Below are 24,452 nucleotides of genomic sequence, written 5' to 3'. Positions count from 1 at the left end.
GCGCACCTGAGAGAAGCGCTAGGCAATCTTTTCCGCTCGGTCGGCATGCGTGTGGAACTGTTCGGCTCTACGTCGGCACTCATTGAGCTTCCAGCCAAGGCTCGCGGCAGTCAGTGTCTTTCTGTCTTTTGAGTATGTGTCGTTTCATTCCAGCCATTTGGCCGGCCGGAGTCGATGTGACATCCTCGACTGAGGCGCTTGTGAGTCAAGGATTACAGACTGCGTTGGTGCAACTGATGGGTTGCGGTTGAGTTTTCCTAACTGTGCCAAGCGCCGCGCTCAAAAAGTTGATTTATCGTTCAGCTGGGGACTCACTGTGCACCTTTTCGCCGGGGCAGATGGAACTGACTGAAATACCGCCCAGATCGGAGTTTTTAGAAAGTGACGGCAGTTCGCAGCCCGAAAACGGCAGCATTCCCAATCGCCGAGGCGGGATTGTTCGGATCGGCCGCATTGCCGCCCGGATGAATGATATATTGGAAGAAGGGCTGCACTGCCAGCCACTGCGTAACTTGCGCTTGGTATGTGACTTCGACCACGGCCTCGTAGTCTGGAATGGGCTGCGACATGCCGCTGAGCGCAATGTCCGCTTTCGCTAGATTCGACACGCTGTTGCTCAATTTCGCGTAAGCGAAGCCGATCCCTGCGGTGTCGTTGTCACGTCCCGGCAAAAGCCCCTTGTAAGTCATACCCATATCGACATACCAGGTGATGCTGTTACGATCTTGCTCGGGTGCGATCGCAACGCGGACAAATCCGTTGAGATCGTTGTCGCTGCTACCGGGCGCCTGCCAGAGCGTTTGGTCGGCAATGGCATAGATCGCGTAATCTCCAGACAGTCGCCTCGGGCAAACGCTCGCCAAGGGGTTGGCTAGCGAAACGCCATTCGAGGCGGTGGAGAACATCTGCATAATCGATATCGCCACGGCAGCGCGCGGTTTTGCAGCCGTGTGGGAAGCGGTAATCGAGGACTTTGTGACGCGGCGGCCGGCAGGCGGCCTGCACATCTCCATCAATGACGGCGGGGCGCGGCCGGATATGGTCTCCCTGCGTCTCGCTCAAGGTGTCCGTCTGATCGAGGAGCTTGAAGCATGACATTCGAAAACAGTTGGTATGAAGCGGGCGCCCGCCAGCGGGTCGCAGCGCTGCTCGATCCCGGCAGCTTCGCAGAATTCATCGGCCCCGAGCAGCGTGAGATCAGCCCGCATCTGGCGATCTTCGATCTGCCGGAACAATTCGACGATGGCATCATCGTCGGTCACGGTACTCTCGAAGGTCGCCGCATATTGGTAGCGGCTCAGGAGGGACGCTTCATGGGCGGCGCTTTCGGCGAAGTCCATGGCGCAAAGCTCACCGGCCTTCTCCGAGCCGCCCCATCGCTCGGAGAACCTGTGCTGATCCTGTTCGACACCGGCGGTGTCAGGCTGCAGGAGGCCAATGCGGGTGAGATCGCTATCGCCGAAATCATGCGCGCACTCGTCGAGGCGCGGATGGCTGGCGTGCAGGTCGTCGGCCTGATCGGCGGCCGCGCAGGATGCTATGGCGGTGGCAGTCTGGTCGCCGGTTGCTGCTCTGCCTTGATCGTTTCGGAACAAGGTCGCATCAGCGTCAGCGGTCCGGAAGTGATCGAGACAAACAAGGGGGTAGAAGAATTCGACTCGCGCGACCGCGCCCTCGTCTGGCGGACAATGGGCGGTAAGCACCGCTATCTGATCGGCGGTGCCGATGCCTTCGCCGATGACGATGTCCTGGCCTTCCGCGAAGCTGCGCTCATTGTGCTTGCCGGGAACGGCCGGCTTGATGCCGACGTGCTGGAGGCCGAGCAGCAACGTCTCGAACGCCGCCTCCACCGTTTCGGCAAGGCGCATGATGCCGTTGATATCTGGACAGACCTTGGCGTCAGCGAGCCGACCGAAATACCAGGTCTTGCAACCGACGAATTTCTGCGACGCATTACGGAGACGGCCAATGGAGCTCGCTGATATCCTCGCTTCGCTGTTCCCGGGCGGCCATGAGGTGGCTGTCACGGACAATCTGATCGCAGGTAGCGGCATCATCAACGCAATCAAGGTTCATGTCATCGGCATCGCCGGTCAAAGCCCGCTCGGCTGCGAAGGTGCGCTCATCCTTGCCGGCCATGTGTTGGAGATTACGCGCAAAGGGAGCGCTGCGCCCATTCTCGTGCTGATCGATTCCTCCAGTCAACAGATGAGCCGGCGCGACGAACTGCTAGGCCTCAGCGAATGCCTGGCGCATCTGGCCAAGACGCTGCTGCTGGCGGAGGTGCGAGGTCATAGGACCATCGGCCTGCTGTACGGCGGTAGCGCTGCCGGCGCCTTCATTGCCACCGCACTGGCTACCGGAACACTTGTAGCGCTCCCGGGCGCCCACCCGGCCGTGATGGATCTGCCGTCTATGGCGCGGGTCACCAAACTGCCGATCGAGGTGCTGAAGGCGAAGGCCGAGAAGACACCGGTATTCGCGCCAGGTCTGGAAAACCTGGCGCAGACCGGAGCCATCCACAGCGTATGGAATCCCGATCAATCGCTTGCCGAACAGTTTCTCGCACTTCTGGCCGAGCAGACCGGCGGGGACGCACGCGATCGCTTGGGCGAAGGCCGAGGCGGGCGCCCAAAGGCAGCCTCCATTGCGGAGCGCGTTGAAAAGGAGGCATCCCATGCCTGAGATTTTGCCGCGCCACACCATGGTAAAACCCTGGCCGCGCGCTTGGGCCGCATTGATGGCGCGGCGCGCCGACCTCGCGAATAAGCCTTTCGTGGCGGAATGGGCCAATGCCGGCTATCCGCTTGTCGTCAGACGGCCGCTATGCAGCGACGATCCGCGAACCGTGTGCCTCGGCCTACCCCTGCCACCCGCACAGGGCAAACATCGTATCGCGGTGACGCTCGATCCGGACGGTATCCTGCGCGCAGATCCGCCGCCTCTGCTGGTTGCCGCTGCCGTATCGGCACCCGCCCGCTGGCGCGGATGCATCGACCAATTGATCCGCCTCGATCCAACTACCCGGGTCTTCGGCAGTCTGGCCTGGCAGCACCTTACGGCGTTGCCCTATCTTTCCGTTGGTTCGGACCTCGATCTACTGTGGTATTTGCCGCCCGGTGGCGATGTCGACACCCTGCTTAAAGGCATCACGGCCATTGACGAGATCGCGCCGATGCGCATCGACGGCGAGGTTCATAACGCCGCGGGAGCCGTGCAGTGGCGAGAACTGCGAGGTGCAGGCGCTGGTAGCTGCATCATTGTCAAAGGTCTGCGAGACGTGCGGGTTGTCTGCCGAGCCGATATTCTCGCGGGAGGCATGCGATGATCGCTACGACTTCGCTCGCCTATACGCCCGCGTCGCATTTCAGGAGTGAAGATGTCGGCGACCTCGCAGCGCTCTGTCTGAGGCTGGAAGTCGAAACCCATCCAAAGCCGGGCCTGGTCAGTCACATCGACAATGGCGCGCATTGTGACATGGACGCCGTGCTACTGATCCGCAGCGCGGAAGCACTCGCCCCCTTTTTTGCCGACCTCGCGGCGGCGGGCGCCGCAAGCGCCGCCATGGATCGGCTGCGGGCCATCGGCATCGCCGCCGAACGTGCAATGCTCGCTGCGACCGGCGGCGTGAACACCCATCGCGGCGCAATTTTCGGCTTGGGGCTTCTTGCCGCCGCCGCGGGCTTTCGCCATGTTTACGGTGTACGCCGCTCTCTCGGTGCGCTCATCGCCGACCGATGGGGAGAGGCTATCCTGACGGGCCCGGTTTCTTTGCACAGCCATGGCGCCAATGCGGCACGATACTATGGTGCTGGTGGCGCTCGCGCCGAGGCTGCACGGGGCCTACCGTCGGTCTACAAGATCGCCCTGCCGGCACTTCGAGCCGGCCGTGGGTTTGCTCGTGGCGACGAGGCAGCGCGCGTCCATGCCTGCATGGCTCTGATCGCTTCAGTCGAAGACACCAATCTCCTGCATCGGGGTGGAGCGGCCGGGCTCGCATTCGCACAGGCGCAGGCATCGACCTTCCTTGCGGAAGGCGGTGTGGCTCGAACGGACTGGCAAGCGCGGGCCACTGCTATTCACAGAGCTTTCACCGCCCGCAATCTTAGCCCTGGCGGGTGCGCAGATCTGTTGGCCATGGCGCTTTTTGTCGATCGTCTGGAGGCATCATGCTAGCTCTGCTTTGCGGCGGGCAAGGCTTGCTTTCCGCAGATATGTTCAACCACGTTGCCGATCGGCCGGAAGCGGCGACGATCTTCGGGGAGGCGGCGCGCCTCCTCGGCGAAGACCCGCGCCGTCTGGTGCAGAGCGCCACAAGTGATCTACTGACCACCAACCGCACCAGCCAGATCCTTTCTGTGACGGCGGCGCTTACGCTGCATGCCTGCATTCAAGATGCTCTGCCGGAGCAGCTCGCGGTCACCGGCTATAGTGTCGGCGAGATGGCCGCCTGGAGCATCGCGGGAATCTGGACGGCCGCGACTGCCTTGAGGCTGACTGACGAACGCGCTCGTGCGATGGACGTCGCAGGAGGCGTCGGCGGACGGCTGGGTTATGTCCGCGGGCTGCGGCGGCCGGCGATCGAACGCTTGACCGAATGTCATCATTGCGTGATCGCGATCACCAATCCCGGCGATCTATTCGTAATAGGCGGCCACGAACCCGATGTCATCGCGGTCTGCGCCGCGGCTTTGGCGGCTGGCGCGGTGCGCGCCGATCTTCTCGCCGTGAAAATCGCCTCGCACACGAGTCATCTGGCGACTGCAGTTGCCCCTCTACGCGCGGCGCTGGCAGCCGAGACATCGGCTGGGCCGGTAACCGGTCGCCTGCTGCTGGCCGGCGGCGACGGCGAACGCGTCGTTGAGGCAGCGACGGCAGCGGCCAAGCTGGCTGCCCAAGTCGCAACCCCGATCGATTGGGCCACTACCCTTGAAGTTCTTTCCGAATTGGGCGTCGACCGCGCCCTCGATCTCGGGCCCGGACATGCGCTTGCCGAGATGGCGCGTGCAGAGCTTCCCAAAGTCCAATGCTACGCCGCCGACGCCTTCCATACCATAGCAGGAATCCGTAACTGGCTCACATCCGGATGAGCCACGAGAGTCTTTCATACCACGCCACAAGCAAGGGACTGGTGGTGCGCAGAGACTTTTTGCGCGTCCTCGTGCCATAATGATCTACTAGGTCGAGCGGGACATCCAGTCTCGCGTAGTAGGTAGCGCGACGTCGTTCGTATATGTACCCTTGTCAAATCCGCCCCATCGGTAGCACTATTCCGGAAAATCCGGAACAGTCATAGAAAATAAGCTATTCGTTTGTAATAGGTTGTTTTTCCCGGCTTAGTGAAAGTTGGATTACTTACTTTTCCAGATTCCCCACTTATTTATCCTTTAAAATCAAGTAGAAGCGGATTGCAGTCTACCGGTTTAATCAAAAGCGGCTTGGGGCGTTACCCGACTGTCCGCAATCGAGAGCTATATGGCTAAAGCGGCCATCCCTGTACCGGCCCGTTTGTAGATCTTCAGGTCCGTTCCGGTCGATCCGGAGTATCAATTGCGCCAGACGTGAATGACAATCGAAACCGAGCTGCATTCGACGCCTCTTGTCGCCCGACTTTCCACTATATATATAAATAAAATCACGAACCGCAGGTGGGTAATGAAGCCACAGATTGGTATCGTCACGCTTGGGGTCGACGACCTGGATCGGTCGCTTGCGTTTTATCGCGACGGCCTTGGTTTGCCCACAAAGGGTATTACCGCCGACGACTTCAAAGGTGACGACACGCACGCCGCCGGGGCCGTAGTGATGTTTCACCTGGAAGGCGGCCTTACCCTTGCCCTTTATCCTCGAAGTGAGCTTGCCAAAGATGCGCACCACACCATTGGGGCACCAAGCTCCACAGAGTTCAGTCTTGGGTACCTCGCCGGCAGCAAAGGCGAGGTCGATCAAATACTGAACCAAGCGAAAGCAGCTGGCGCCACGCTCACTGACGCAGCTCATGATCGACCGTGGGGTATTTATTCGGGTTACTTCAAAGACCCGGATGGCCACCTCTGGGAGGTCATATGGAATTGATCCACATAGTAATAGGGAACCAAGGCAACCGTCCACGCGGGAGTGCGCGCGCTTCCCCAACGCAATTTGCGGTATCGCTCAAGGTTGCCTGACTGCCGCTTACACCGTTGCCGAGCAGAGGCGTCCATGAAGCTGATTCAGTGTCGCTTTGCTTCCAAAGGCGAGATGAGGAATTCAACCGTTCTGCGGAGTGATGATGAGAAGAACAGCACCGTCATCGATTCGGATTTGGTTCAAGGCGACCAGTGGGGAATGTTGTGAAACGTACTTCGACAACGGATTGTAGTCGTTAGCGCTACAATTGAAGTTGCCCGAAAATCCGTTCTTATCGGCATTTTCAAACGAACGGTTAGTACTGCCTGCCCCTATAGTATGGTGTTGGTTCAAGAAAGGCGGATAGTAGATTCTACGCCAAGAAACCTGACACAAATGTCGGTTTGAATCTCAGGATATTCACATTGCTGCTCATGCTCACCTCTCTCAGATGATATGACAATGCCATGGGATGGCATGTTCATGAAGCGAGTATTTTCGAGATGGTGATTGTCTCATGTTTCCCTTCGGCCGACTTGACCTCGACGCTCCCAAGGTTATCGATCTCACGCAATACCTGTTCAACCTCGTCGTCGCTGAACTTGCCGATAGTTCGAAGCTTCTCGGCCAGAGCGTCAGTCGTTGTCTTGATCGGACCATAAACAAGTCGGCCATGTGCTTCGATCGTGAGTACTAGAGTAGGCGTAGTCTCGAGCATTTCGAATCTCCTGAACATTTGTGATTCTACCAAAACACAAGAAGCGCGGTTATTACCGCGGTCACTTCCCCTCTAAGAAGCCGGCATGGATTTTCACAAGATTGTTTCTCAGTAACTGCGGGATACTGTAAAAGTCAGGACAGTTTCGGGCAGGCCAGTTTCGTTGCCCGTGTCCATTCTGCTTCGATAGTTAGCGGTGGGCTTCTGGATATTGCTGGCGTCCTTGATGATGGCAAACGCTATCCCGGGTGCAATGGATGCTATTGCGCGCTTGAACGAGGCCGGTCTTCCTATGCGTTTCGTGAGCAACACGTCACGGTCGAACAAAAAATCCATTCTTAAGCAGCTCGGCAGACGTGGCTTCTTTGTTGTGTGTGCGACGAACATTTCACCCCAGCGCAAGTAGCGTGTGAATGGCTTGGTCAGCACAATCAATCACCTGGTTCACCCGGATCTGGTGGCGGATTTCCAAGATGTGGCGGTCGTTGGAACAGTACTCGCACATTTTCCCCGAAGGCACTGACAAAATCACCTTGTCCATAACATTCGACCAAGATGACGGCGGATGCAACTGCGAAGCTCATAGGATGTCAGCATGTCCAGTTGCAAAAATCACAGCGATATCGAAGTCCATCGCGCGATCCAGCCTCGCCAGTTCGACGCCAATTGTGTCAGCCTCGGCGGGATTGGATTGCACAAGTGACCGGAACTTTTTTGCGTGAAGTGCCAACACCTGGATCGAACTCTTTAGTCTCGATCAATCCACTAGACTTCACAGTTGAAGCATTCTTCCAGTATTTCCAACCTTCCCCTTGTATAAGACCGTGATCCGATAAATCTTTCCAGTTTTTGTAAACACCCGTGTCCTCATACAAGAAATGGCGCATGTCCTCGCCTGAGGAATACACGGCGTATTCTTCGGTGTGCTCCGATCGGTTTGCCACATCCGAAACCTTATGAACAAAGGTCGATAGAAACTTGAAATGCAAGAGGGCACCCGATACGCTGAGTGCTCCACGCATGTCGCCCAAATTCAAGGACAACGGCCAAACCTGGTGCGATGACTTGAGAAACAGGCACTCTCCCGCCACGTAAACGAGGGGTATCTTGTTGAGCGCAGGACCGTCCCAGATACGGCCTGGGAAATAGACCCGCCCACGGACCCCACCCTTGATCCATATCGTCTGATTGCGTTTGTCGAAATGTGACTCGTAACCCGAACGGTCGAAGAGGTTACAAACACCCAGGGGGTTTCTTCCGGGCTCGCATACGTTTTCAACAATTGGATTACGGCTGTACATATCGACCATGACCGATCGCAGAGAACGACCGCCCACGGAATCCATGTAAGCAGTCAACTGGCTGATCGGCCTTGTGTCGCAATGCGGGTAAACCAGAAATTCATCGGCATCGACGTAAAGGACCCATTTTTCCTGGCAATACCGGTTGATGACTTCGTTGATCCAGTCGTTTCCAAACCTTGCTGCCTTGTAGGACCCGTTGGCCGAAAGGACGGACACGTCGTCGAAGCTGGACAGCTGTTCTACCGTCCCATCGGTCGACCCGTTATCGATGCAAAGAAAATGCTCAAATCCAAGATCGCGATAATACTGCAGAAAGAAGGCCAGCCGATGCCCTTCGTCGCGGATGACGCATATGACAACATGGCGCGCGTGCTTGAGCCCGCTGCGCAGCAGGTCGCACTTGACCTGCCTGGCTTTCAGAGACCGCCGCAGGCGGGCCTTTGCGTAGTGTGAAATGCTGGCAAGGGAAGCACTGTTAATCATGCTCTTTCGACCATCACACGACATAGTCGCCGACGAGCAGACCCTGGACTTGCAGGTTGGGCTTGTCCTCCTGCAACGCGTGTTTGATACGTTCCCGAATTGAACGATACTTGTATAACATTTTACGGTCGAACGTTATTCCGCGGTATAGCGCGTCGTATACCGGGTGCGATTTGCGCAAGTCGACGTAAACTTGGCTTTCTGCATCGCTCCATGGAAAGAAGGTTCCATGCCAAGGCTTTGGATGCGCCATGTAGTGGACGATAGACAAGGAGGACATGTTCACGAGATGAAGAAACTGCTTCGGAAAGTTCCAGCGGTTTGATACGAGGATGAGTGAAGATCCGCAGACATAGTTCAGAGCACCTTGATCATGTTTGCCCTCGCAGGCCTCCGGATTCTTCACAAAAAGCTCTAACGCCTCCTGCCCGATCCAGCCGTTACGGTGAAACTTCAGAACACCCGCGTTGAAATAGTGGCTGTCTCTTCCGCTGTAGAGGAGCTTATGGATCGATGTGTAATCACGCGCTGCAAAAAACTTTCCCTCAGGGGCGACGGCGTTTTCGAGTTCAGCCAGATTGCTAACGACCTGCGTGTCCCCATCGAGGTAAATAATCTGGGTGTACTCAGCGGGCAGGACCTGGCAAAGGACAAGCTTGGCCATCGTGCTGACGCTGATGCGTCCCTGGAAATGCGAGCCGTCGAGTTTGCCGAGCGAGTCCTTCAATGCTGCGGTCGCATCGATCAGTTCGACCCCGCTCATCGCGAGCAGACCTTTCAACTCTGCAAAATTATCAAGGTGTTCCGACATGAGGACGCAGACGTCGGTCGCTGCGCTGGCGAATTTGCGAGCCTGGAGGGCCGAAAGAATAGTGGGAAACGCATACTCGACATCCGTAACGTAAACGACGCATTGATTGTTCATATCACCGCCCCTCTGATTGGTCTTCGCCGGGTATTTTGTTGCCAAATGCGTAACTGAGCGCCGTCGGTTTGAAACAAAGGGCTGGTTGACGACGATTTTTGAGCGTTTAATTGTTGAAATTTTAACCGCGGCGGGCGTTCCAATATCGTCAGTCTGCGGTGCCAAATCGCAAAGACCGGCAGTTGGGACCTGGTCGTGATGCAACGGGAGGGAGGATGACAATGCTGAGCGGCGCAATCGTCGTGATGGTGATTTCGATCACGGCCGGGACCGCCATCCGTGTCTGGGCATTCGCAATCTTTGCGTTTTTCGTGGCAACTGGCTTGGGGGTCGTAACCTTCACCCAGGGCTCTTCCCTGATTGCCGCAGCGCTCTCCAGCGTTGCTATCCTTGCGCTCATGGAGGTCAGTTACCTGGTGGGCGTCTTTTTGTCGGGACTTTGGCGTCGCACTCGCAAACTTCCAAAAAATGGTTCCGCCGCTGATCCGGCGCATGCGGCAGACGAGCACCGCGGGAGCTGACTTTCCGCAGCGGCTTGCCGAACTGCTTTCGTGCGCCAACCACTTGTCATCAACGATCTTCAAGGCGCGACGCGTAGAAAACCTTCGGGTCCGCCCGGATGCGGCTATGATTGGTCGGGATCGCAAGTGGCGTATCATGGCGCTGAAACCATCGGCGTTCTCATCGAAGATGCCGATGCCGCCTGGGGATATGGGCTCACAGGCGACGGAGCCGCGCGTCGTGGTGAGACGTGGGAGCCGGCAAGGCAACCGGTGGCCAGCCCTGCGGTAATACTGAACAGCAAGCCGAGGTCAGTACTGCTCCCGGAGATCGTCGCCGAGGCGATCTGGGCGATTGACGCCATCACGGCGGCAATTCCGATTGCCCGGTCCTCTCGATCACTTGATTTGTGGCGACTGGCCGCTGTCAAGAGGCTGTACAGGAAGATGGCGAAAAGCACGGTGCCGCACAATCCAACATTCGACAGCAATGCGGCAATAAAACTGGAAGCCCGGACTGTGCCGAGCCCAGCGCCGAAAGTGGCGGTCTCAACGAATGAGACGAGCGCCAGAGTGTTCCAGGCGGTGCGTTCTTCGCCCGATTGAGACTGGAGCTTGTCTGCGAAGGTAATGCTCGTGAGGTCCGTCACCGAATTCCACGCGTCCGGTATCAGCATGAGTGCGACGATCACGCAGGGAACCATGAACAGTGTGACGACCAGGAAAGCAGCATAGGGGGCCGTGGCCCGGCCACTGGGGAGGCGTTTCAGGCTTAGAAGTACGACGAGGCCGAGAACAAGCAGACCGGCAATGTAGGCAGTTGTCGACGTGCACAGTATGATTGTCGCGCCAACAGATACCGTTGCCAGACCGGTCAGGCGGCTTGGAAAACGCTCCAGCCAAAGCAGGAGCGTGAAAGAAAAGAAGACCAATGCGGCCGATCCGTAGGAGCTTGCTTCGGGAAAGGAACCGACGATGCGTTTGAAACCGCTGATCGTCTCGGCCGTGTGCATCGTATAGTTGGCATTGCGTATGAAATCGAGTAACTCGGCCTGGTCAGTCATGAACGCTCCGATATCGAGCAGCGCCAGGCCGAGGCACGCCATGGCCGTCACGATCAAACTTCGCGCGATGAGACGAGCGTGCCCGAGCCGGGTGAGCCCGCTGATGACGGCAAAGCAGGCAAGGTCGCCGAGCAGATAGACAGCCTGTGTGAAATTGGACGAACCTGGAGCCAGCGGAGAGGCCACAGTCGACATCGTCCCCGACGCGTCGCGAGCGGACGAGTAGACCAGGGTTGCACCGGCAAAGATGCGGGGCAGAAAGAAAGCCGATACGGCGGAAAACAGGATATAGACAGCGAACCAGAAGCCGGGCCCCGGATACGCGATGCTGGCCAAGGCTGCCTGTGTTTCGATGGGGCGCAGCAAGGCGGTCGTGGCAAAGAAAAGCACCAGAAGATGGCTGGGTTGGATGCTTCCACCACCAAGCGAAGGCAGCTGGAGCGCTGCCGCGGCTCCAAAGAGCGTCGACAAACAAAGTGTCCCGATTGCAAAGCGTGCTCCGTAGACCACACTAAGTGCGCCAAGCAGGAGGACGAAGTAGCCGATCGGTTCTATCGTCATGCTTCAGCTTCCGATCTGGACAGTGATTGCATGGCCTGCATTTGCAAAGCACGCCGGTGGCGTTTCCAGCCGTCTTTCCCGGAGCTGCCGGAACGAGGGCAGGCCGGGCCACCGGCCCCGATGGCATCTTCCTCAATCACGGATGCCTCCACTTTCGATCTTGCTTGAGACATCGAAGCGGGAATCCGACGGACCGCTTGCCGCGACCTCGGGAAGTAAGGCAGCCGATGCCTGCGGTGGAAGCAGAGAGGACGCTTGAGCGTCCGCGTCGACACCGATCTCGACGAGGTCGTGCGGCAGCAGGGTGGTCGTCTCATCCGCTTCGATCGTATGATAGGTTCCATCATCGCTGCGACGCACGATCTTGAAGGTTTTCTGTGTACTTCCGAGGCTCGTCGTCTCCGTCCCAATCCGGGCGACTTGAGCACTATACCCCGCCTGCTCGCCCAGCAGCTGCGCTACGTGGATGTCGATTGCCGCCTTGCTGATATCAAGATCAACCGTATTCAGCAGCTGTTGGTTTTCTGCGTTCTGCTTGTTGATGATCCCTGTCTTTTCGCGCTCACTGTCGCTCAGCGCCTGACGGGCCTTGGTCAGGGCAATTTCCAGATCAAGCATGCTGCCTTGGGCATCCGCCAATGCGCGATCGAGTGAAAATTGGCGTGCGTTGTTCGACAGACCTTTGCTCGCGAGGCCGTTGACAGCATCCAGTTCCTCCTGCGCAAGGGCGATCTGTCGTTTTTGAGAGATGATCTTGGCTTCGAGTGACTGGATTTCCTGACTGTACAGACGGCTGAGATCATTCGCCGCCGCGATCTGGCTGTCGGACTCGACGCGTCGCAGCCGCATCAGGTTGGACTCCTCCGTCTTCAGTTTCTCGACATCCGGCGTTCCCACGAGTTCGCCAGGAATGGCGAAGCTGGGTTCGCCGGCGATCTCGGCGCGCAAACGGGCCTGCCGCATCAGAAGATCACGCCGGCTGAGGATGGCGGTGCGATAGGCCCCGGCAGCCTGAATCCGATCGCGCTCGAAGACGGCATTCCCCTCTCTCGCCCGCAAAAAGCCGCCGGCGATGCTCACCGCCTTCATTACAGTCATGTTCGTCACAAAAGGATAGCGCCCCGGGGTCTGCACGGTTCCTGTCACGAAGATTGGCGCGTGCTCGGCGATCTCGAGGGCAATAAAGGGTTTTCCGGGCAACTCGGCCTTCTCGGTTAGTGCGCTCGCGATGGCGTCGGCGAGTTGCTCTGTTGTCTTCCCATTCGCCTTTATCTGACCCGCGATCGGGATCGATAGATTGCCCATATCGTCGACGGCATATGTTCCCTCAAGCGCCTCCCAACTGGCGTATCGGGTATCGGACGATCGCCACTCGACAACGCGTAATTTTATCTTGTCTTCCGCCACGAGCGTATATGAGTCGGCATTGGCCGCGCTCCAGTTGGTCATGCACGAAAAGACAAGCAAGAAAAGGCCGGCAAACAGGAGGCGCCCGGACGAAATCCGAATTTTCGAGTATGACGGACGCAGCGGTCTACCGACGTGTCCTGTAGGGGAACTTGACCGCCTGTTGAGCACTGGCAAAGACATGCGTTGCATGACGTCTGCTACCTCCGCTTCGTTGCGATGGATGGTGAAGATATCTCGCGACTAGAAGAAATGCCGAATTCGAGGATGCGCGAGGGAGAGGCACGACCCATGAGTAGATCTGCCAAGGCCAGCATATTACCGCCCAAACGTCCCCGCCGATCGACGAAACGGTCGCCGAGGAGCGCGCCGCGAGCGTTCGCCAGTATGTTGCGGCCAATTTGTGCGATCGCGCGCGCCTTCGACATCGTGCCCTTCCTGATCAGGTGGGCAGGATTAGCTATCTGCGAATAGCCGAGCCTTCGACCGGGCTGACGCGCGGATTTGACACCCAGATGAACACCGCGGGCGCCCGCAACGCGCACCGATCTGCCGTAACGAGCGATGGATCTGCTGAAATCGACATCCTCGAGCCAGCCATAGAGCGGGAGCTGCTCATCAAAGCTAAGGTCGTGCTCGACAACGGCCGACAGGCGGACCACCATGTTGCACCCGTAGGCGTTATAGACATCCGTCACCAACTCAGCCCGCTCGCCAGCCGTCTCGATGATTTCCAGGGCCGCGGACATGGTAAGGCCACCCCCAAGGATGCCATCGGCCAGGACCTCGCCCGTTGCGATGGTCACGTCCGGTTCGTGAGCGAAGACTGCTTGCATACGTGATATGAAGTTCGGGGCCGGAATGAAGTCGTCGTCCAGAAAGATCAGAATATCCGTATCGGGGACGGCCGCCCGGAGGATCCTGTTGCGTTGGCAGGTTAACCCGCTGGAGCCGATAATAAGCTCCACGTCGAGGCGATTATCGAGCCCGGCTGCATCGTCGATGTCTGGTACGCAGACGATGATCCGCTCTGGGCGGTTTCGCAGGCCAGCAAGGTAGTCGATCGTCGCCAGCAACGTTGCGGGGCGACCTGCTGAAGCGATGCCCACGGACATACTTAGTTGCCGGGTCATGATTGCATTCCCGGCGGCGCTTTGTTGATGATCGCGCCGAGAACCTCCGCGCCGACATTTCGCATACCGTCGATGACTTTCACGGCATCGTCGATCGAGGTGCGTCCATGCCATGTGATCACCAGGACTCCGTCCAGCTCTGGCGCTATCGCATTCGCATCCGGGGATGTGGAGACGGCAGAAATGTCAACGAATATGACGTCAAATTCCTTCTTCAGATCGTTGAAGTTCAATTGCGTGCGACCGGAGCTCAGGCGAACGGCCGGCGTTGTCCCGCGCATCTTGCCGAGGGGAAGAAATTTCAAGGTCGGGGTGAGGGGCAATGCAGCCGTCTGGATCAGATCGGCATTATCGAGAACGTCGACAAGTCCTGCCGAGCAATGCGGCGCGATCGAACCGCTGAGGGAAGATTTTTCCGCCGCCGCATCGATCAGGAGTGTGCGAGATCCCGACTCGGCTGACTGGACCGCAAGCTCGCAAGCTATAGTCGACGCTCCGCTCCCCGGATTAACAGCAACGATCCCGATGACGACCTTTCGCCTCCGCCGAAGTCCTGCGATCGTTGCACCCAATTCCGCCATACCAGGTATGATCGGATAAGTGGCCGCGCTGCCGCTGCGGGCTTCGGCAGCCAGGGAGTATCCAGAGTAGCCATGGCGAGTCTTTTCCGATCTCGCCAATAATGTAACGAAGGGCAGTTCAGCCGCCTCCGCGAGTCGTTGGCCGCGGACGATCCGGCGGTCACCGGCGTGCCGAATCATGGCCAGCATCAGGCCGGCGCCCGCTCCTACCGCTGTAGCGAAGGCAACGATGAGCCCGCTGCGCGGCCTTGCCTTGGAAAGCGGCAACGTGGCTTGCGAGACAATCGTGGCATCGGAAACAGGGAAGGATATACGCTGCTTGGCCTCAGTAAACTGATTAAGAGTATTCTCGTATAAAGTGCGGCGCGCATCCGCCGCACTTTGCAATTCCGCGAGTTTGAACTGATCGCGCGGATTACTTTTGAACGTGGCCAAAGCATTCGCAGCTTCGGTTAGTCCGCGCTGTTGCTCGATAACAAATTTTTCCAGCCACGTGCTGTATTGCCGCGCGGCTTCGGCCTTCATCAGGATGTTTTTCCGGATGTATTCCTCGGCGACCGTATCGGCAATTTCGACCGCTTTCTTGGGGCTGGATGCATCGGCCGACACCTCGATGATCGTCGAGCGTCCAATTCGGCGCAGTGCTACCATGTTTCGCAACCTGGCGGTAACCCGATCGGACCGCTGCGTCTCTTTGGCCAGCGATGCTAGCTGCGCCGCAGCTGTCGGATCGTCTGCTTCCGCATCCTTTTGCAAATTTCCCGTCAGCCAACCTTTTGCAGTGTCCTGTAGCGAAGGCGCCTTGTCGGCAAATGCAGGATCACTGGCAAGGTCAAGCGCCTTCGCCGTTTGACCGAGCACATCGCTGGATTTGGCAATTTCCAGCTGTGCCTCAAGGAATGCATCCGCCTCGACGGCCCGTTGCGCGTCAGAACCGTTCACTTGGGGAAAGACCAAAAGTTGGGTGCTGGCAACGAATGTCGGCTGGGCGGTGAGGACATAGGCCGCGGCCACGCCGAGGAAGGCACTGGTCGTAACGATGATCCACGCCCAGCGCATCCTTAGAAAAAACAGCATGTCCCGCATCGTCAGCGGTGAACTCCCACCCGCGGTTGGGGCGGGCAGGGGTAGTGAGGAAACACCGCTAAAGATGCGACTGGAGGTCATTTAGTCTCAATCCAAAATGGCACGATCACAGTATAGCCAAGGGCTAGTCGCAGGTTAAACATGTAGAGGATGTCTTTCGATTTCTGGACAAGGACGGCAACGCTCCCGAATCCGTCTAGTAGGAACCGCGCCTTAAAAACAGGACCGGAATGGTCTTCGCCATGATGAGAAAATCCCGACCAAGCGACCAATTGTCGAGATAGTGAACGTCGAGAGATACCCGATGCTGGTAGCTGACGTCGTTGCGCCCACTGGTTTGCCAGTGACCGGTCAGTCCGGGCCGACCCTCCATGTAGGCCGAGATATGCTCACCGTAGCGGGGCAGCTCCTCGAGCGTGATCGGCCGTGGTCCCACCAGACTCATATCGCCGCGCACGACGTTCAGCAGTTGCGGAAGCTCGTCGATACTCGATTTTCGGAGAAACTCGCCGACGACCGTGATTCGGGGATCGTTCTTCAGTTTGCGCGTTGCTTCCCATTCAGTTCTTGCAGCCCGATCGGTTTGCAGCAAGTGCGCAAGCTGGGCACTTGCATCCGTCTTCATCGTGCGAAACTTGAGACATCCAAAGGCAGCGCCACCAAAGCCGATCCGGGTATGGGAATAAAAAACCGGGCCTTTGTCACCAACCTTCACGATTATTGCGACTATCAGGAAAAGCGGAGCGAGGAGCAGCAAAGCGGTGATCGCTATCAAAAGGTCGACCGTTCGCTTTGACCATCTGCCGATCGCATGAGGTCGAGCAACGCGCAGATCACTGCCTTGCGCAGGCTCCTGGACGCCCGACCAGGATTCGCCAACTTCAATGCCCTGTGCATTCCATGTCATCGGTCGTCTCCTACATTTCCGGTTACCAATGAAACTTTGGTGCACTGCAACCGGATTGTCTGTGACCGAGGTCATAATCGTGAACAAATTCTTTATGGTAGAAAGACGACGCAGGGGAATCCTGCGACGAAAAGCTCCGATAACTAAATCTAAGTGACTAACAGTATAAGTAAAAAAGTCTATCGAGAGTTACTTTACACGTATAAATTCGCGAGATTTAGCTAAGAGTTGCAGGGTTTTTGTCGCGAATGGTTCATATATGAGCACATTACTACACAATTGTTAGGCAATCTGCAATAAATTAGGTCGTCTTGGGTAATATATTTAAGTTTTATATTGTTGTGTACCTTGCTCGACATGCAATGTTACTTGACACTCAAACTGAGCCATTATAAATGATGCAGTGCAGCATCAACTATAACCATCCAGAATTTGGGAGTTATGCGCATGGACGGGGCTACACACACACAAGATTGCAAACTCGGTATCGCAGCGGTTCCAGAGGGCATCCAGTTAAGCAACCGTAGTGTACCGGATGATGAATTCTCCTTCTGCCATTCGAACGCTCGAAGCTTCCAGCGCGGCGAGATCATCGCCGGAGCCGGTGTCCTCGTTGATATGTTTGCTCGCGTTCAGCGAGGCTTCGTCAGCGCGAGCACGATGCTGCCCGACGGCAGGGAATTCATCGTTGAAATTATTCCCAAAGCGGGGCTCATCGGCGATCTCGAGGTCCTTCGCAGGCAGATGTTGAACCTCGAATATCGAGCCAGTTCCGATTGCGAACTGCATTTTTTCGAAGGCCGCTTGCTGCGCGAACGATATGCCAGCGATCCTCGTTTCCAGGAGAAGGTTGTTTACAGGGCATTGGCTCGTGTTGCGGAGCTCGAGCTGCGGATCATTTCAAACGCAGGGTCGTGCTTGCAATCCAGGCTGGCCAGCACGCTTTTGCGGCTCTCCACCGTCTATGGGAAAGATACTCCGGATAACCAGGACGAGCTGATCATTTCGCAATACGACTTGGCCGCAACTCTTCCCGCTTCCCGCGAAAAGGTCAATCAGTGTCTGCGACGCTGGCGGGAACGCAAGATAGTCGACGGATCTCAAGGCAAGATTCGCATTCTTAACCGCAAAGCACTTGAGGCCTATGCCGATGGCGCGGCATTGGTGAAATGATGCCGACTTTCGTTCCCAACCCGGATTGTTCTGACCAACTTGGATCGGCCGGGTCGACCGTACGATCACTAAGTCCCGGGAGATATGGGAAGTGGCCTAGAAATGCCGTGCTGTATAGCTCAACAATTGATCGCGTGGTAATCATCGATGATTATTCGACGGCTAGAGGCGGCGCGACAGCTCTCGCCGTACTGTCGGCTAAACTGTTTCGTGGCCTCGACATCGCGGTGACCTATATTTGCGGGGACGACGGCGCCAACACAGAACTTGCTGCCCTTGGAGTTTCCATCGTGCCGCTCAACAGCCGCGATCTGGTCAACGCCGAGCGCGCGAAGGCCTTTGTCTCAGGCATTCACAATGTCCTTGCCGTTCGGATGATCGCGACCTGGATCCGTGCAAACGACACACCGAACACAACCTATCACGTCCATGGCTGGTCCAAGATCCTGTCTCCGGCGATATTCAAGGCGCTAGTGTCCGTCGCGAGGCGATGTGTGGTTCACGCGCACGATTTCTTCACCGCGTGTCCCAACGGCGCCTTCTTTGATTATCAGGCGCAAGAGATTTGTCTTCGGCGTCCGCTCGGGGTGAGCTGCATCGCCACCGCCTGCGACAAGAGAAACTATTCGCACAAATTGTGGCGGGTTGCCCGCGGCTCCAATCTCGTTCGGCTTCTGCGCAATCAGGCCGATTTCGGTAAAATAGTCCTGCTGCACGAAAAGATGGCGAGCTTTTTCCTTCGTGCGGGCTATCCGGCCGAACGCCTGACGACGATCCGCAATCCCATCGCACCGCTGTCTACCGAACGCGTTGAGGCCGAAGCCAACGACGAATTCGTCTTCATCGGACGATTGGACGAAGAAAAAGGCGTGGAAGACGCCGTGGCTGCCACTCGCAGAGCGGGCGCAAAACTTTGCGTGATCGGGGACGGGCCGCTGATGGAACGGGTGGCGATGTCCGGAGATCACGTGCGGACAGTCGGTTGGCAGTCGCAGGCGGAGATGGGCAAGACCATTCGTCAGGCAAGCGCGCTACTTATGCCCTCGCGCTATCCCGAGCCGTTCGGTCTTGTCGCTATTGAAGCTGCCGGGAGCGGCGTCCCCGTCATCATGTCTCGAGGCGCCTTTCTTGCTGAGGAGATGGAAAGCGCCGGCATCGCGCTTTCCTGCGATACGACGAACGAGCGCGCCTTTGCCGATACATTGACGACATTTCGCAAGATGCCGAAGCACGATGTTCGCCGGATGAGCGAACGTGCCTTCCAGTTGTCGCCAAACTTCGCCTCAACACATGAAGAATGGCGTGACGCCCTTCTTGCACAATACCACAGCTTGATTTCGACAAACGTAATGCCCGGGCCGTCGGACGCGGTGATGAAACAAGGAGCACTCAGTTGACCCTCGAAGCAACAACCTCTCTTCCGGAAGCCGTAGCATTTCTGGCTGAAGCGCCAGTTATGACGAAACGCCGCGCCATTGAGACTAGCAGCCGAAGCGATACCAAGCACCTTCGCGTCGCCATCGTGCACTATTGGCTTGTATCGATGCGTGGCGGCGAAAAAGTCGTCGAAGAGCTTTGCCGCATGTTTCCGCAGGCCGATATCTTCACCCTAGTCTGCAATCCGGATCGTATCAGCGATTTTCTCAAGACGCACAATATCCGCACGTCTTTTTTGCAGAAGATTCCCGGTGCGAAGCGGCATTACACGAAGATGCTGCCGCTGATGCCGTTCGCGCTCGAGCAGTTCGATCTGCAGGAGTACGATCTTGTGCTGTCAAGTGAATCCGGACCTGCCAAAGGGGTCATTACGCGGGCGGACGCCCTCCATATCTGCTACTGTCATTCGCCGATGCGTTACATCTGGGATCAGTTTCACGTGTATCGGCTGGGTCTTCCGTGGCTGGGCCGGGCATTGATGTCGATCACGGCACCGATGCTACGTGCCTGGGACGTGACAACCGCTTCGCGGGTCGATGTCTTTGTGGCGAATTCCAGCTACGTCGCAAACCGCATCCAACGCTTCTACGATCGGGATTCCGCCGTCATTCATCCGCCCGTTGCGACTGATGATTTTGCAGTGGGGAGGGGAAAGGGCGAGTTTTACCTCTATGCGGGGCAGCTGACGGCCTACAAGCGGCCAGATATTGCCGTTCGCGCCTGCACCGAGAGCGGCCGGAAACTGATAGTGATTGGAGAGGGAGAGCAGGCGGCATATCTCAAGTCGATTGCCGGACCCACCGTTCAATTCCTCGGCCACCAGCCCTTCCCCGTTTTGCGTGATCATCTGTCGCGATGCCGCGCTCTGCTTTTTCCCGGCACCGAGGATTTCGGCATTCTGCCGGTGGAAGCTATGGCATCGGGGCGGCCAGTTCTGGCTTTCGACGCTGGCGGGGCCCGCGAGACTGTTTCTTCATCCCATGTCGGGCTCCGCTTCGCAGTACAATCCAAGGAATCACTTTTGGATGCGATCGTATCGTTCGAGGAGATCGAGGACGATTTCGATCCCAAGGCGATCCGCGACCATGCCCTGAAGTTCTCCTCCACCGTCTTCCGCGATCGACTGACCGCCCTCATTGAGGAACAGTTGACCAGGCGTACTGACGCGTCTGCCAGCTCTTTCCAAGGACGGTCGCATTGACGGGCCGGGCGGACATCGATGTATTGCGCAGATTAACACGCCTCACTGCCAAACGGCGATGGTGCAGCCGTCATCCTTTTCCTGCCCGATTTAATTCGTCTCAACCCGTCGACGAGGATTAGAGCCGTGTCAAGCGTATCGCAAAGGACGGCGACGGCGAGCATTTGGACCATTGGCGGAAAATTCCTCGCACGAGTGCTTGATTTCGTAAGTCTTCTGGTTTTGGCAAGGCTTCTGAGCCCGGCGGATTTTGGCCTTGTTGCCATCGCGACTTCGGTCCTGGTAATCGTCGAGGCGATCCTGGACCTGCCACTGACCCAAGCCCTGGTACGTCAGCGATCTCCTTCAGACCGGATGTTCGCCACGGCGTTCACGCTGAGTGTTCTCAGAGGGGTGGCCATCAGTCTCTTGATGGTGATCGTCGCCTGGCCGATGGCGCTTATCTATAATGATCCTCGACTCGTCTCACTTGTCGCCGTTCTCTCCCTCGCACCTGCTATGCGCAGCCTGATCAGTCCGCGCATGGTTCTTTTCATGCAACATTTTGATTTCAGACGCGAGTTTGCGCTCGACATCATTGCCAAGGGCTCGACGCTCCTGTTCGGTGTCGGGGTGACGCTAGTGACTGGCAGCTACTGGGGACTGGCGATAGGGGCGGTCGCGGGCCCATTCGCGGCGGCGATCACCTCATATGTCTTCGCTCCGATGCGCCCCACTCTGACCCTTTCAGAGTGGAAGCATTTTCAGGACATGATTGGTTGGAACACGCTTGCGCAGATCCTGAATTCCATCAACTGGCAACTGGATCGGCTGCTCCTTCCGCGCTTTACAAGCCTGTCGACATTCGGCGCCTTCAGCGTGGCGGATAATCTGGCCGGCATTCCGCATCAGACCTTTGTAGGGCCGCTGATGCGCCCATTGATGGCTGCCTTCTCCAATGTCGACGATCATCGAAAGCTGGTAACCGCGTATCTGAAAGCGACAAACGCAATCACCCTGGTCGCAGCTCCGGTCCTTCTGGTCCTCGCTTTGCTTGCCGACCCGGTCGTGCGCATTATTGTCGGCGAGAAATGGGCGTTCGCCATTCCGATTCTCCAATGGCTGTGTCTCGTCAGCCTGATCGGTCTTCCCACAACCATCATGCCCGCGCTGGCTATGATCATGGACAATACCCGCTATGTCGCACTTAGAATGTTCATCGAGTTCGCCATAAGGGTGCCGGTAACGATCCTGGGCATCGCCTATTTCGGACTGGCAGGGGCACTCGCCGCGCGTATTGTGGGAGTTCTTGTCGCCTATGCCGCATCGCTTGTCATCACGCGCCACCTGATCGGCGCGACATTCGGTGCTCAGCTTAATGCCTTTTTCAGGCCGCTTGCTGCGAGTTTGCCCATGATCGGTTTTCTGCTGTGCGTGCAGCCAGTGCTCAGTGCGATGCCTCTTGGCCTGAATCTCATCATAGGTTTGATCTTCTGCGGCGGGGCTGCGGCCACGATCTTCTGGGTCTCCGCGCTGTTGTTGTGGCAAATCGTTGGAAGGCCCGATGGCCTCGAGACCGTCGTCGTTCAGAAAATCTCGCCACGAAGAAGCGGGGCTCTCACCTCGTGATCGAAATTCAGACTAATCGACGGTTGTTTTGGCATTTCCGGAGAAGCAGAATGTATTGCAGATTTGCTAAGAGAGTCGTTTTTCTCATCGCCCTTGGTTCATTAGGATTCCTGGAGCAGCCCTCCGCGGCCCAAGAGCAGATCAATATTGATGCGTTCCAAATGACCTTCGAGGAGAACTTCGATAAGCTGGATGTCTCGGCCTGGGGAGAGAACGGCTCGCGCTGGATCGCTCACACGCCTTGGAATGGAGATTTTGGTGACGCCCGTTTCACCGACCCTGCCGACGGATTTCCCTTCACCGTCGACGAGGGGATATTACGGATCGAGGCGCGTAAAGGATCCGATGGAAACTGGCGCTCAGGCCTTTTGGCGTCGACGAACGCAAAAGGGCAGGGGTTCTCGCAGCAATTCGGCTACTTCGAGGCCCGGATGAAGCTGCCGCCGGGCAAAGGAGTCTGGCCGGCCTTTTGGCTCATCGGGATCGACCGGTCGAAATACACCGCAGAGATAGACGTAATGGAATATTACGGTCGCGTGCCGTATGAATTCAGCAGCGGTTTTCATATCTGGCGTCAGAGTCAGGGCGGTGAGAATACCACAGGCGGCCATTGGACAACTGTCAAGGACGGGACGTTGAGCAATGAATATCATACTTACGGCGTAGAAATTTCACCGGATAAGACGACCATTTATCTCGATCGCAAATCCATATGGAGTTTCGAGACGCCAAAAGAGTTCCATACCTCGTTTTATCCGTTAGTGAACCTTGCGCTCGGATCTGGTTGGCCGATCGATGAAACGCCGAATCCATCCTTTCTACTGGTCGACTATATCCACGTCTACCAACGAAAACCTGTCGGTTCCGCTGACTGAACCAAACGGTTTTCTAGCACGACAAGGCTCCGGTTGTTGTGCCAGATCTTTATGGCGGGGATAGATGCCAGACCGCAGAGCAGGGTGCATGAATAAACCGCGAGCGCTGCGCTGAGACATGTCTATGTTCCAGGTCTTGTGCTTGGCCGTTCGTCTTCACACCTATAGAGGACGATAAGCTTCCCGCTCGGCTCGCCATCGCAGCCTTTGCCGGTTCTTGCCAAGGTTGAAATCATGAGTATCGATACGATTTTGCGGTCAATTGTCGCCGTGCGCACCTTAATGATCGTACCCATCAATCTATTGCCGCCGATCCTGGACGACCTACTAAAGCGCGAGTCAACAAGCCGCCGCGGCCCTGGCTCGGGGCGTTCTCCCCCGAGAGCAGCGGAAAGGTCGTGGTGATGGGCGTCGCGCAAGGAGGTCCGGCGGCTCAAGCGGGCCTGCGTCAGGGCGACGTTATCTCGGAGATCCGAGGCGAGGAGATTGATGGGCTCGGTGATTTTTACCGGAAGGTGTGGACAAGCGGTCCCGCTGGCGTAGAGATCCCCATGCGGATCCTTTGCAACGGCCGCGAGGCATGGTTGCGCGTGAAGTCAGCCGACCGCAACAGCTTTCTGAGAAAGCCGCCCTTGCAGTGAGGCAGAAACTCCTCCCCACAGTTCACTATGAAGCAACGTCCGGCGATGTGGTTTGGCAGAGATGCCAATGAAATTTACGACACATAGCGTGCGGATAGGATGTCCCGAACCTTGATCATTGTCGGTCTTGTTATCGTTGCGGTCGATGTTGTCTGGCCGTGGCTCGCGCGCGTTGCTTTGGAAGACTGCCGGGCGATATTCTTATCGAGCGCGAGAATTTTACCATGTACGTCCCAATTACCACGGGCTTGTTGGCCAGCATTGTGTTGTCGCTGATCCTCTGGCTGATCAATCGTTAGAAGGCTACGGGCGCGTTGCCATGCCGTGACAGTGTCCGGCCCAACGGATTTTTTGCTCCAACGCGCCACATGACCGCAACAAGGACGACATTGTGACCAAACGCCGCCACGTCAGAGAACGTCGGGACAGCAAGTCATCGAAGGAAGCGATACCCTATTGTTGCCGTCGGCCGTATGCCGAATACAATAGGTGTTATCATTGATTTGACACTGCCATCTTGCGTTGGGATCATGCCATGGGAACGGGCGCACGCGTCATTATTGCAATTGCATTGTTTGCAGCCATGGGTGTCGGGTGGCTGGCGCTTCAGCATCTAAGTTTCGAGCGTGACCGCACCCTATCGGAGTCGGAGGCCGAAGACCTCCTGAGGCAGAAGCCCGTTCCAGAAGCGTGGCCAGCGGGCTTGTTTATTTCGGAGCGGGGATTGAACACCGCACTGG

Annotated in this window: 25 protein-coding genes and 2 pseudogenes; 17 read left to right on the top strand and 10 right to left on the bottom strand. The window is 57.2% G+C overall.

Features of this window, described 5'->3' with window-relative positions; translation table 11 throughout:
* Positions 1 to 374 precede the first annotated feature (374 nt).
* On the bottom strand, positions 375 to 905 hold the full coding sequence (locus C7476_RS26500; protein WP_245426611.1) for a carbohydrate porin: 531 nt from the start codon (positions 903 to 905) through the stop codon (positions 375 to 377).
* A gap of 1 nt (position 906) precedes the next feature.
* Here C7476_RS26500 and C7476_RS26495 point away from each other — a divergent pair.
* The 6 genes and pseudogenes from C7476_RS26495 to C7476_RS26470 all read left to right on the top strand — a co-directional run.
* Positions 907 to 1,095 (top strand): annotated as a pseudogene (locus tag C7476_RS26495) (malonate decarboxylase acyl carrier protein); the annotation flags it as partial.
* A complete protein-coding gene (locus C7476_RS26490; protein WP_114432911.1) occupies positions 1,092 to 1,982 on the top strand; it encodes a biotin-independent malonate decarboxylase subunit beta in 891 nt (296 codons plus the stop codon). The pseudogene C7476_RS26495 and the gene C7476_RS26490, both read left to right, overlap by 4 nt.
* Entirely contained in the window at positions 1,969 to 2,685 is a 717-nt protein-coding gene (locus C7476_RS26485; RefSeq protein WP_114432910.1) for a biotin-independent malonate decarboxylase subunit gamma, read from the top strand. The genes C7476_RS26490 and C7476_RS26485 overlap by 14 nt, the downstream gene beginning before the upstream one ends.
* Positions 2,678 to 3,328, top strand: a complete 651-nt coding sequence (gene mdcG / locus C7476_RS26480; RefSeq protein WP_114432909.1) for a malonate decarboxylase holo-[acyl-carrier-protein] synthase — start codon at positions 2,678 to 2,680, stop codon at positions 3,326 to 3,328. The genes C7476_RS26485 and mdcG overlap by 8 nt, the downstream gene beginning before the upstream one ends.
* On the top strand, positions 3,325 to 4,176 hold the full coding sequence (gene mdcB / locus C7476_RS26475) for a triphosphoribosyl-dephospho-CoA synthase MdcB (protein ID WP_114432908.1): 852 nt from the start codon (positions 3,325 to 3,327) through the stop codon (positions 4,174 to 4,176). Before mdcG ends, mdcB begins: the two co-directional genes overlap by 4 nt.
* Positions 4,170 to 5,090, top strand: coding sequence for an ACP S-malonyltransferase (locus tag C7476_RS26470; RefSeq protein ID WP_114432907.1), 921 nt, complete (start codon positions 4,170 to 4,172; stop codon positions 5,088 to 5,090). Before mdcB ends, C7476_RS26470 begins: the two co-directional genes overlap by 7 nt.
* Here C7476_RS26470 and C7476_RS29260 read toward each other — a convergent pair.
* A complete protein-coding gene (locus tag C7476_RS29260; RefSeq protein ID WP_342633367.1) occupies positions 5,077 to 5,235 on the bottom strand; it encodes a DUF6538 domain-containing protein in 159 nt (52 codons plus the stop codon). The genes C7476_RS26470 and C7476_RS29260 overlap by 14 nt on opposite strands.
* Positions 5,236 to 5,655: 420 nt before the next feature.
* Here C7476_RS29260 and C7476_RS26465 point away from each other — a divergent pair, with 420 nt between their 5' ends.
* Positions 5,656 to 6,075, top strand: coding sequence for a VOC family protein (locus C7476_RS26465; RefSeq protein WP_114432914.1), 420 nt, complete (start codon positions 5,656 to 5,658; stop codon positions 6,073 to 6,075).
* A 514-nt stretch (positions 6,076 to 6,589) separates the two neighbouring features.
* On the opposite strand, the gene C7476_RS26460 is transcribed toward C7476_RS26465, so the two are convergent.
* Complete coding sequence (locus C7476_RS26460) at positions 6,590 to 6,826, bottom strand: hypothetical protein (protein WP_114432906.1); 237 nt, start codon at positions 6,824 to 6,826, stop codon at positions 6,590 to 6,592.
* Positions 6,827 to 7,052: 226 nt separating this feature from the next.
* On the opposite strand from C7476_RS26460, the gene C7476_RS29570 reads away from it, so the two are divergent.
* Positions 7,053 to 7,232: a hypothetical protein gene (locus tag C7476_RS29570; protein ID WP_114432905.1), complete on the top strand. Its 180-nt coding sequence runs from the start codon at positions 7,053 to 7,055 to the stop codon at positions 7,230 to 7,232.
* 265 nt (positions 7,233 to 7,497) lie between these two features.
* On the opposite strand, the gene C7476_RS26450 is transcribed toward C7476_RS29570, so the two are convergent.
* Together C7476_RS26450 and C7476_RS26445 are read right to left on the bottom strand one after the other, a co-directional pair.
* Entirely contained in the window at positions 7,498 to 8,613 is a 1,116-nt protein-coding gene (locus C7476_RS26450; RefSeq protein WP_114432904.1) for a glycosyltransferase family 2 protein, read from the bottom strand.
* Between the two features lie 13 nt (positions 8,614 to 8,626).
* Positions 8,627 to 9,538 carry a glycosyltransferase family 8 protein gene (locus C7476_RS26445; RefSeq protein ID WP_114432903.1) on the bottom strand — a complete coding sequence of 304 codons (912 nt, stop codon included), beginning with the start codon at positions 9,536 to 9,538 and terminating at the stop codon, positions 8,627 to 8,629.
* Positions 9,539 to 9,753: 215 nt separating this feature from the next.
* On the opposite strand from C7476_RS26445, the gene C7476_RS26440 reads away from it, so the two are divergent.
* A complete protein-coding gene (locus tag C7476_RS26440) occupies positions 9,754 to 10,059 on the top strand; it encodes a hypothetical protein (RefSeq protein WP_370637250.1) in 306 nt (101 codons plus the stop codon).
* Between the two features lie 134 nt (positions 10,060 to 10,193).
* On the opposite strand, the gene C7476_RS26435 is transcribed toward C7476_RS26440, so the two are convergent.
* The 5 genes from C7476_RS26435 to C7476_RS26415 all read right to left on the bottom strand — a co-directional run bounded on the left by C7476_RS26435 (position 10,194) and on the right by C7476_RS26415 (position 16,777).
* On the bottom strand, positions 10,194 to 11,663 hold the full coding sequence (locus C7476_RS26435) for a hypothetical protein (RefSeq protein WP_114432901.1): 1,470 nt from the start codon (positions 11,661 to 11,663) through the stop codon (positions 10,194 to 10,196).
* 132 nt (positions 11,664 to 11,795) lie between these two features.
* The gene (locus C7476_RS26430; RefSeq protein ID WP_245426610.1) at positions 11,796 to 13,112 is read right to left on the bottom strand and encodes a polysaccharide biosynthesis/export family protein; all 1,317 of its coding nucleotides are present in this window, start codon (positions 13,110 to 13,112) and stop codon (positions 11,796 to 11,798) included.
* A gap of 158 nt (positions 13,113 to 13,270) precedes the next feature.
* Positions 13,271 to 14,203 carry a glycosyltransferase family 2 protein gene (locus tag C7476_RS26425; protein ID WP_181872625.1) on the bottom strand — a complete coding sequence of 311 codons (933 nt, stop codon included), beginning with the start codon at positions 14,201 to 14,203 and terminating at the stop codon, positions 13,271 to 13,273.
* Positions 14,200 to 15,951: a GumC family protein gene (locus C7476_RS26420; protein ID WP_114432899.1), complete on the bottom strand. Its 1,752-nt coding sequence runs from the start codon at positions 15,949 to 15,951 to the stop codon at positions 14,200 to 14,202. Before C7476_RS26420 ends, C7476_RS26425 begins: the two co-directional genes overlap by 4 nt.
* A gap of 115 nt (positions 15,952 to 16,066) precedes the next feature.
* Positions 16,067 to 16,777, bottom strand: coding sequence for a sugar transferase (locus C7476_RS26415; protein WP_114432898.1), 711 nt, complete (start codon positions 16,775 to 16,777; stop codon positions 16,067 to 16,069).
* Positions 16,778 to 17,224: 447 nt separating this feature from the next.
* Here C7476_RS26415 and C7476_RS26410 point away from each other — a divergent pair, with 447 nt between their 5' ends.
* The 8 genes and pseudogenes from C7476_RS26410 to C7476_RS26375 form a co-directional block, all read left to right on the top strand.
* A complete protein-coding gene (locus C7476_RS26410) occupies positions 17,225 to 17,950 on the top strand; it encodes a Crp/Fnr family transcriptional regulator (RefSeq protein ID WP_114432897.1) in 726 nt (241 codons plus the stop codon).
* On the top strand, positions 17,950 to 19,347 hold the full coding sequence (locus C7476_RS26405) for a glycosyltransferase family 4 protein (protein ID WP_114432896.1): 1,398 nt from the start codon (positions 17,950 to 17,952) through the stop codon (positions 19,345 to 19,347). Before C7476_RS26410 ends, C7476_RS26405 begins: the two co-directional genes overlap by 1 nt.
* Positions 19,344 to 20,588: a glycosyltransferase family 4 protein gene (locus C7476_RS26400; RefSeq protein WP_114432895.1), complete on the top strand. Its 1,245-nt coding sequence runs from the start codon at positions 19,344 to 19,346 to the stop codon at positions 20,586 to 20,588. The genes C7476_RS26405 and C7476_RS26400 overlap by 4 nt, the downstream gene beginning before the upstream one ends.
* Before the next feature lie 126 nt (positions 20,589 to 20,714).
* Positions 20,715 to 22,196, top strand: a complete 1,482-nt coding sequence (locus C7476_RS26395) for a lipopolysaccharide biosynthesis protein (protein WP_114432894.1) — start codon at positions 20,715 to 20,717, stop codon at positions 22,194 to 22,196.
* A complete protein-coding gene (locus C7476_RS26390; protein WP_425374033.1) occupies positions 22,193 to 23,071 on the top strand; it encodes a glycoside hydrolase family 16 protein in 879 nt (292 codons plus the stop codon). The genes C7476_RS26395 and C7476_RS26390 overlap by 4 nt, the downstream gene beginning before the upstream one ends.
* Positions 23,072 to 23,353: 282 nt before the next feature.
* Positions 23,354 to 23,712 (top strand): annotated as a pseudogene (locus tag C7476_RS26385) (PDZ domain-containing protein); the annotation flags it as partial.
* 158 nt (positions 23,713 to 23,870) lie between these two features.
* Positions 23,871 to 24,011 carry a DUF2905 domain-containing protein gene (locus tag C7476_RS26380; protein WP_245426608.1) on the top strand — a complete coding sequence of 47 codons (141 nt, stop codon included), beginning with the start codon at positions 23,871 to 23,873 and terminating at the stop codon, positions 24,009 to 24,011.
* Between the two features lie 236 nt (positions 24,012 to 24,247).
* Positions 24,248 to 24,452 (top strand): hypothetical protein (locus C7476_RS26375; RefSeq protein ID WP_147274746.1); only part of this gene is annotated, 205 nt, incomplete at its 3' end.

It is taken from the genome of Phyllobacterium bourgognense (genome assembly GCF_003337575.1).
GTDB classification, from domain to species: Bacteria; Pseudomonadota; Alphaproteobacteria; order Rhizobiales; family Rhizobiaceae; genus Phyllobacterium; species Phyllobacterium bourgognense.
The sequence above is the reverse complement of the archived record's forward strand: the minus strand, read 5'-3'. Positions and strand labels throughout refer to the sequence as shown.

What these genes read in the sequence shown, in the direction of transcription:
- C7476_RS26440 (WP_370637250.1), top strand. Translation starts at nt 9,754, where the DNA reads ATGACAATGCTGAGCGGCGCAATCGTCGTGATGGTGATTTCGATCACG.
- C7476_RS26445 (WP_114432903.1), bottom strand. Translation starts at nt 9,538, where the DNA reads ATGAACAATCAATGCGTCGTTTACGTTACGGATGTCGAGTATGCGTTT.
- C7476_RS26460 (WP_114432906.1), bottom strand. Translation starts at nt 6,826, where the DNA reads ATGCTCGAGACTACGCCTACTCTAGTACTCACGATCGAAGCACATGGC.
- mdcG (WP_114432909.1), top strand. Translation starts at nt 2,678, where the DNA reads ATGCCTGAGATTTTGCCGCGCCACACCATGGTAAAACCCTGGCCGCGC.
- C7476_RS26500 (WP_245426611.1), bottom strand. Translation starts at nt 905, where the DNA reads ATGTTCTCCACCGCCTCGAATGGCGTTTCGCTAGCCAACCCCTTGGCG.
- mdcB (WP_114432908.1), top strand. Translation starts at nt 3,325, where the DNA reads ATGATCGCTACGACTTCGCTCGCCTATACGCCCGCGTCGCATTTCAGG.
- C7476_RS26430 (WP_245426610.1), bottom strand. Translation starts at nt 13,112, where the DNA reads ATGACCAACTGGAGCGCGGCCAATGCCGACTCATATACGCTCGTGGCG.
- C7476_RS26415 (WP_114432898.1), bottom strand. Translation starts at nt 16,777, where the DNA reads ATGACATGGAATGCACAGGGCATTGAAGTTGGCGAATCCTGGTCGGGC.
- C7476_RS29570 (WP_114432905.1), top strand. Translation starts at nt 7,053, where the DNA reads ATGATGGCAAACGCTATCCCGGGTGCAATGGATGCTATTGCGCGCTTG.
- C7476_RS26420 (WP_114432899.1), bottom strand. Translation starts at nt 15,951, where the DNA reads ATGACCTCCAGTCGCATCTTTAGCGGTGTTTCCTCACTACCCCTGCCC.
- C7476_RS26410 (WP_114432897.1), top strand. Translation starts at nt 17,225, where the DNA reads ATGGACGGGGCTACACACACACAAGATTGCAAACTCGGTATCGCAGCG.
- C7476_RS26435 (WP_114432901.1), bottom strand. Translation starts at nt 11,663, where the DNA reads ATGACGATAGAACCGATCGGCTACTTCGTCCTCCTGCTTGGCGCACTT.
- C7476_RS26490 (WP_114432911.1), top strand. Translation starts at nt 1,092, where the DNA reads ATGACATTCGAAAACAGTTGGTATGAAGCGGGCGCCCGCCAGCGGGTC.
- C7476_RS26450 (WP_114432904.1), bottom strand. Translation starts at nt 8,613, where the DNA reads ATGATTAACAGTGCTTCCCTTGCCAGCATTTCACACTACGCAAAGGCC.
- C7476_RS26425 (WP_181872625.1), bottom strand. Translation starts at nt 14,203, where the DNA reads ATGACCCGGCAACTAAGTATGTCCGTGGGCATCGCTTCAGCAGGTCGC.
- C7476_RS26465 (WP_114432914.1), top strand. Translation starts at nt 5,656, where the DNA reads ATGAAGCCACAGATTGGTATCGTCACGCTTGGGGTCGACGACCTGGAT.
- C7476_RS26485 (WP_114432910.1), top strand. Translation starts at nt 1,969, where the DNA reads ATGGAGCTCGCTGATATCCTCGCTTCGCTGTTCCCGGGCGGCCATGAG.
- C7476_RS26470 (WP_114432907.1), top strand. Translation starts at nt 4,170, where the DNA reads ATGCTAGCTCTGCTTTGCGGCGGGCAAGGCTTGCTTTCCGCAGATATG.
- C7476_RS26405 (WP_114432896.1), top strand. Translation starts at nt 17,950, where the DNA reads ATGCCGACTTTCGTTCCCAACCCGGATTGTTCTGACCAACTTGGATCG.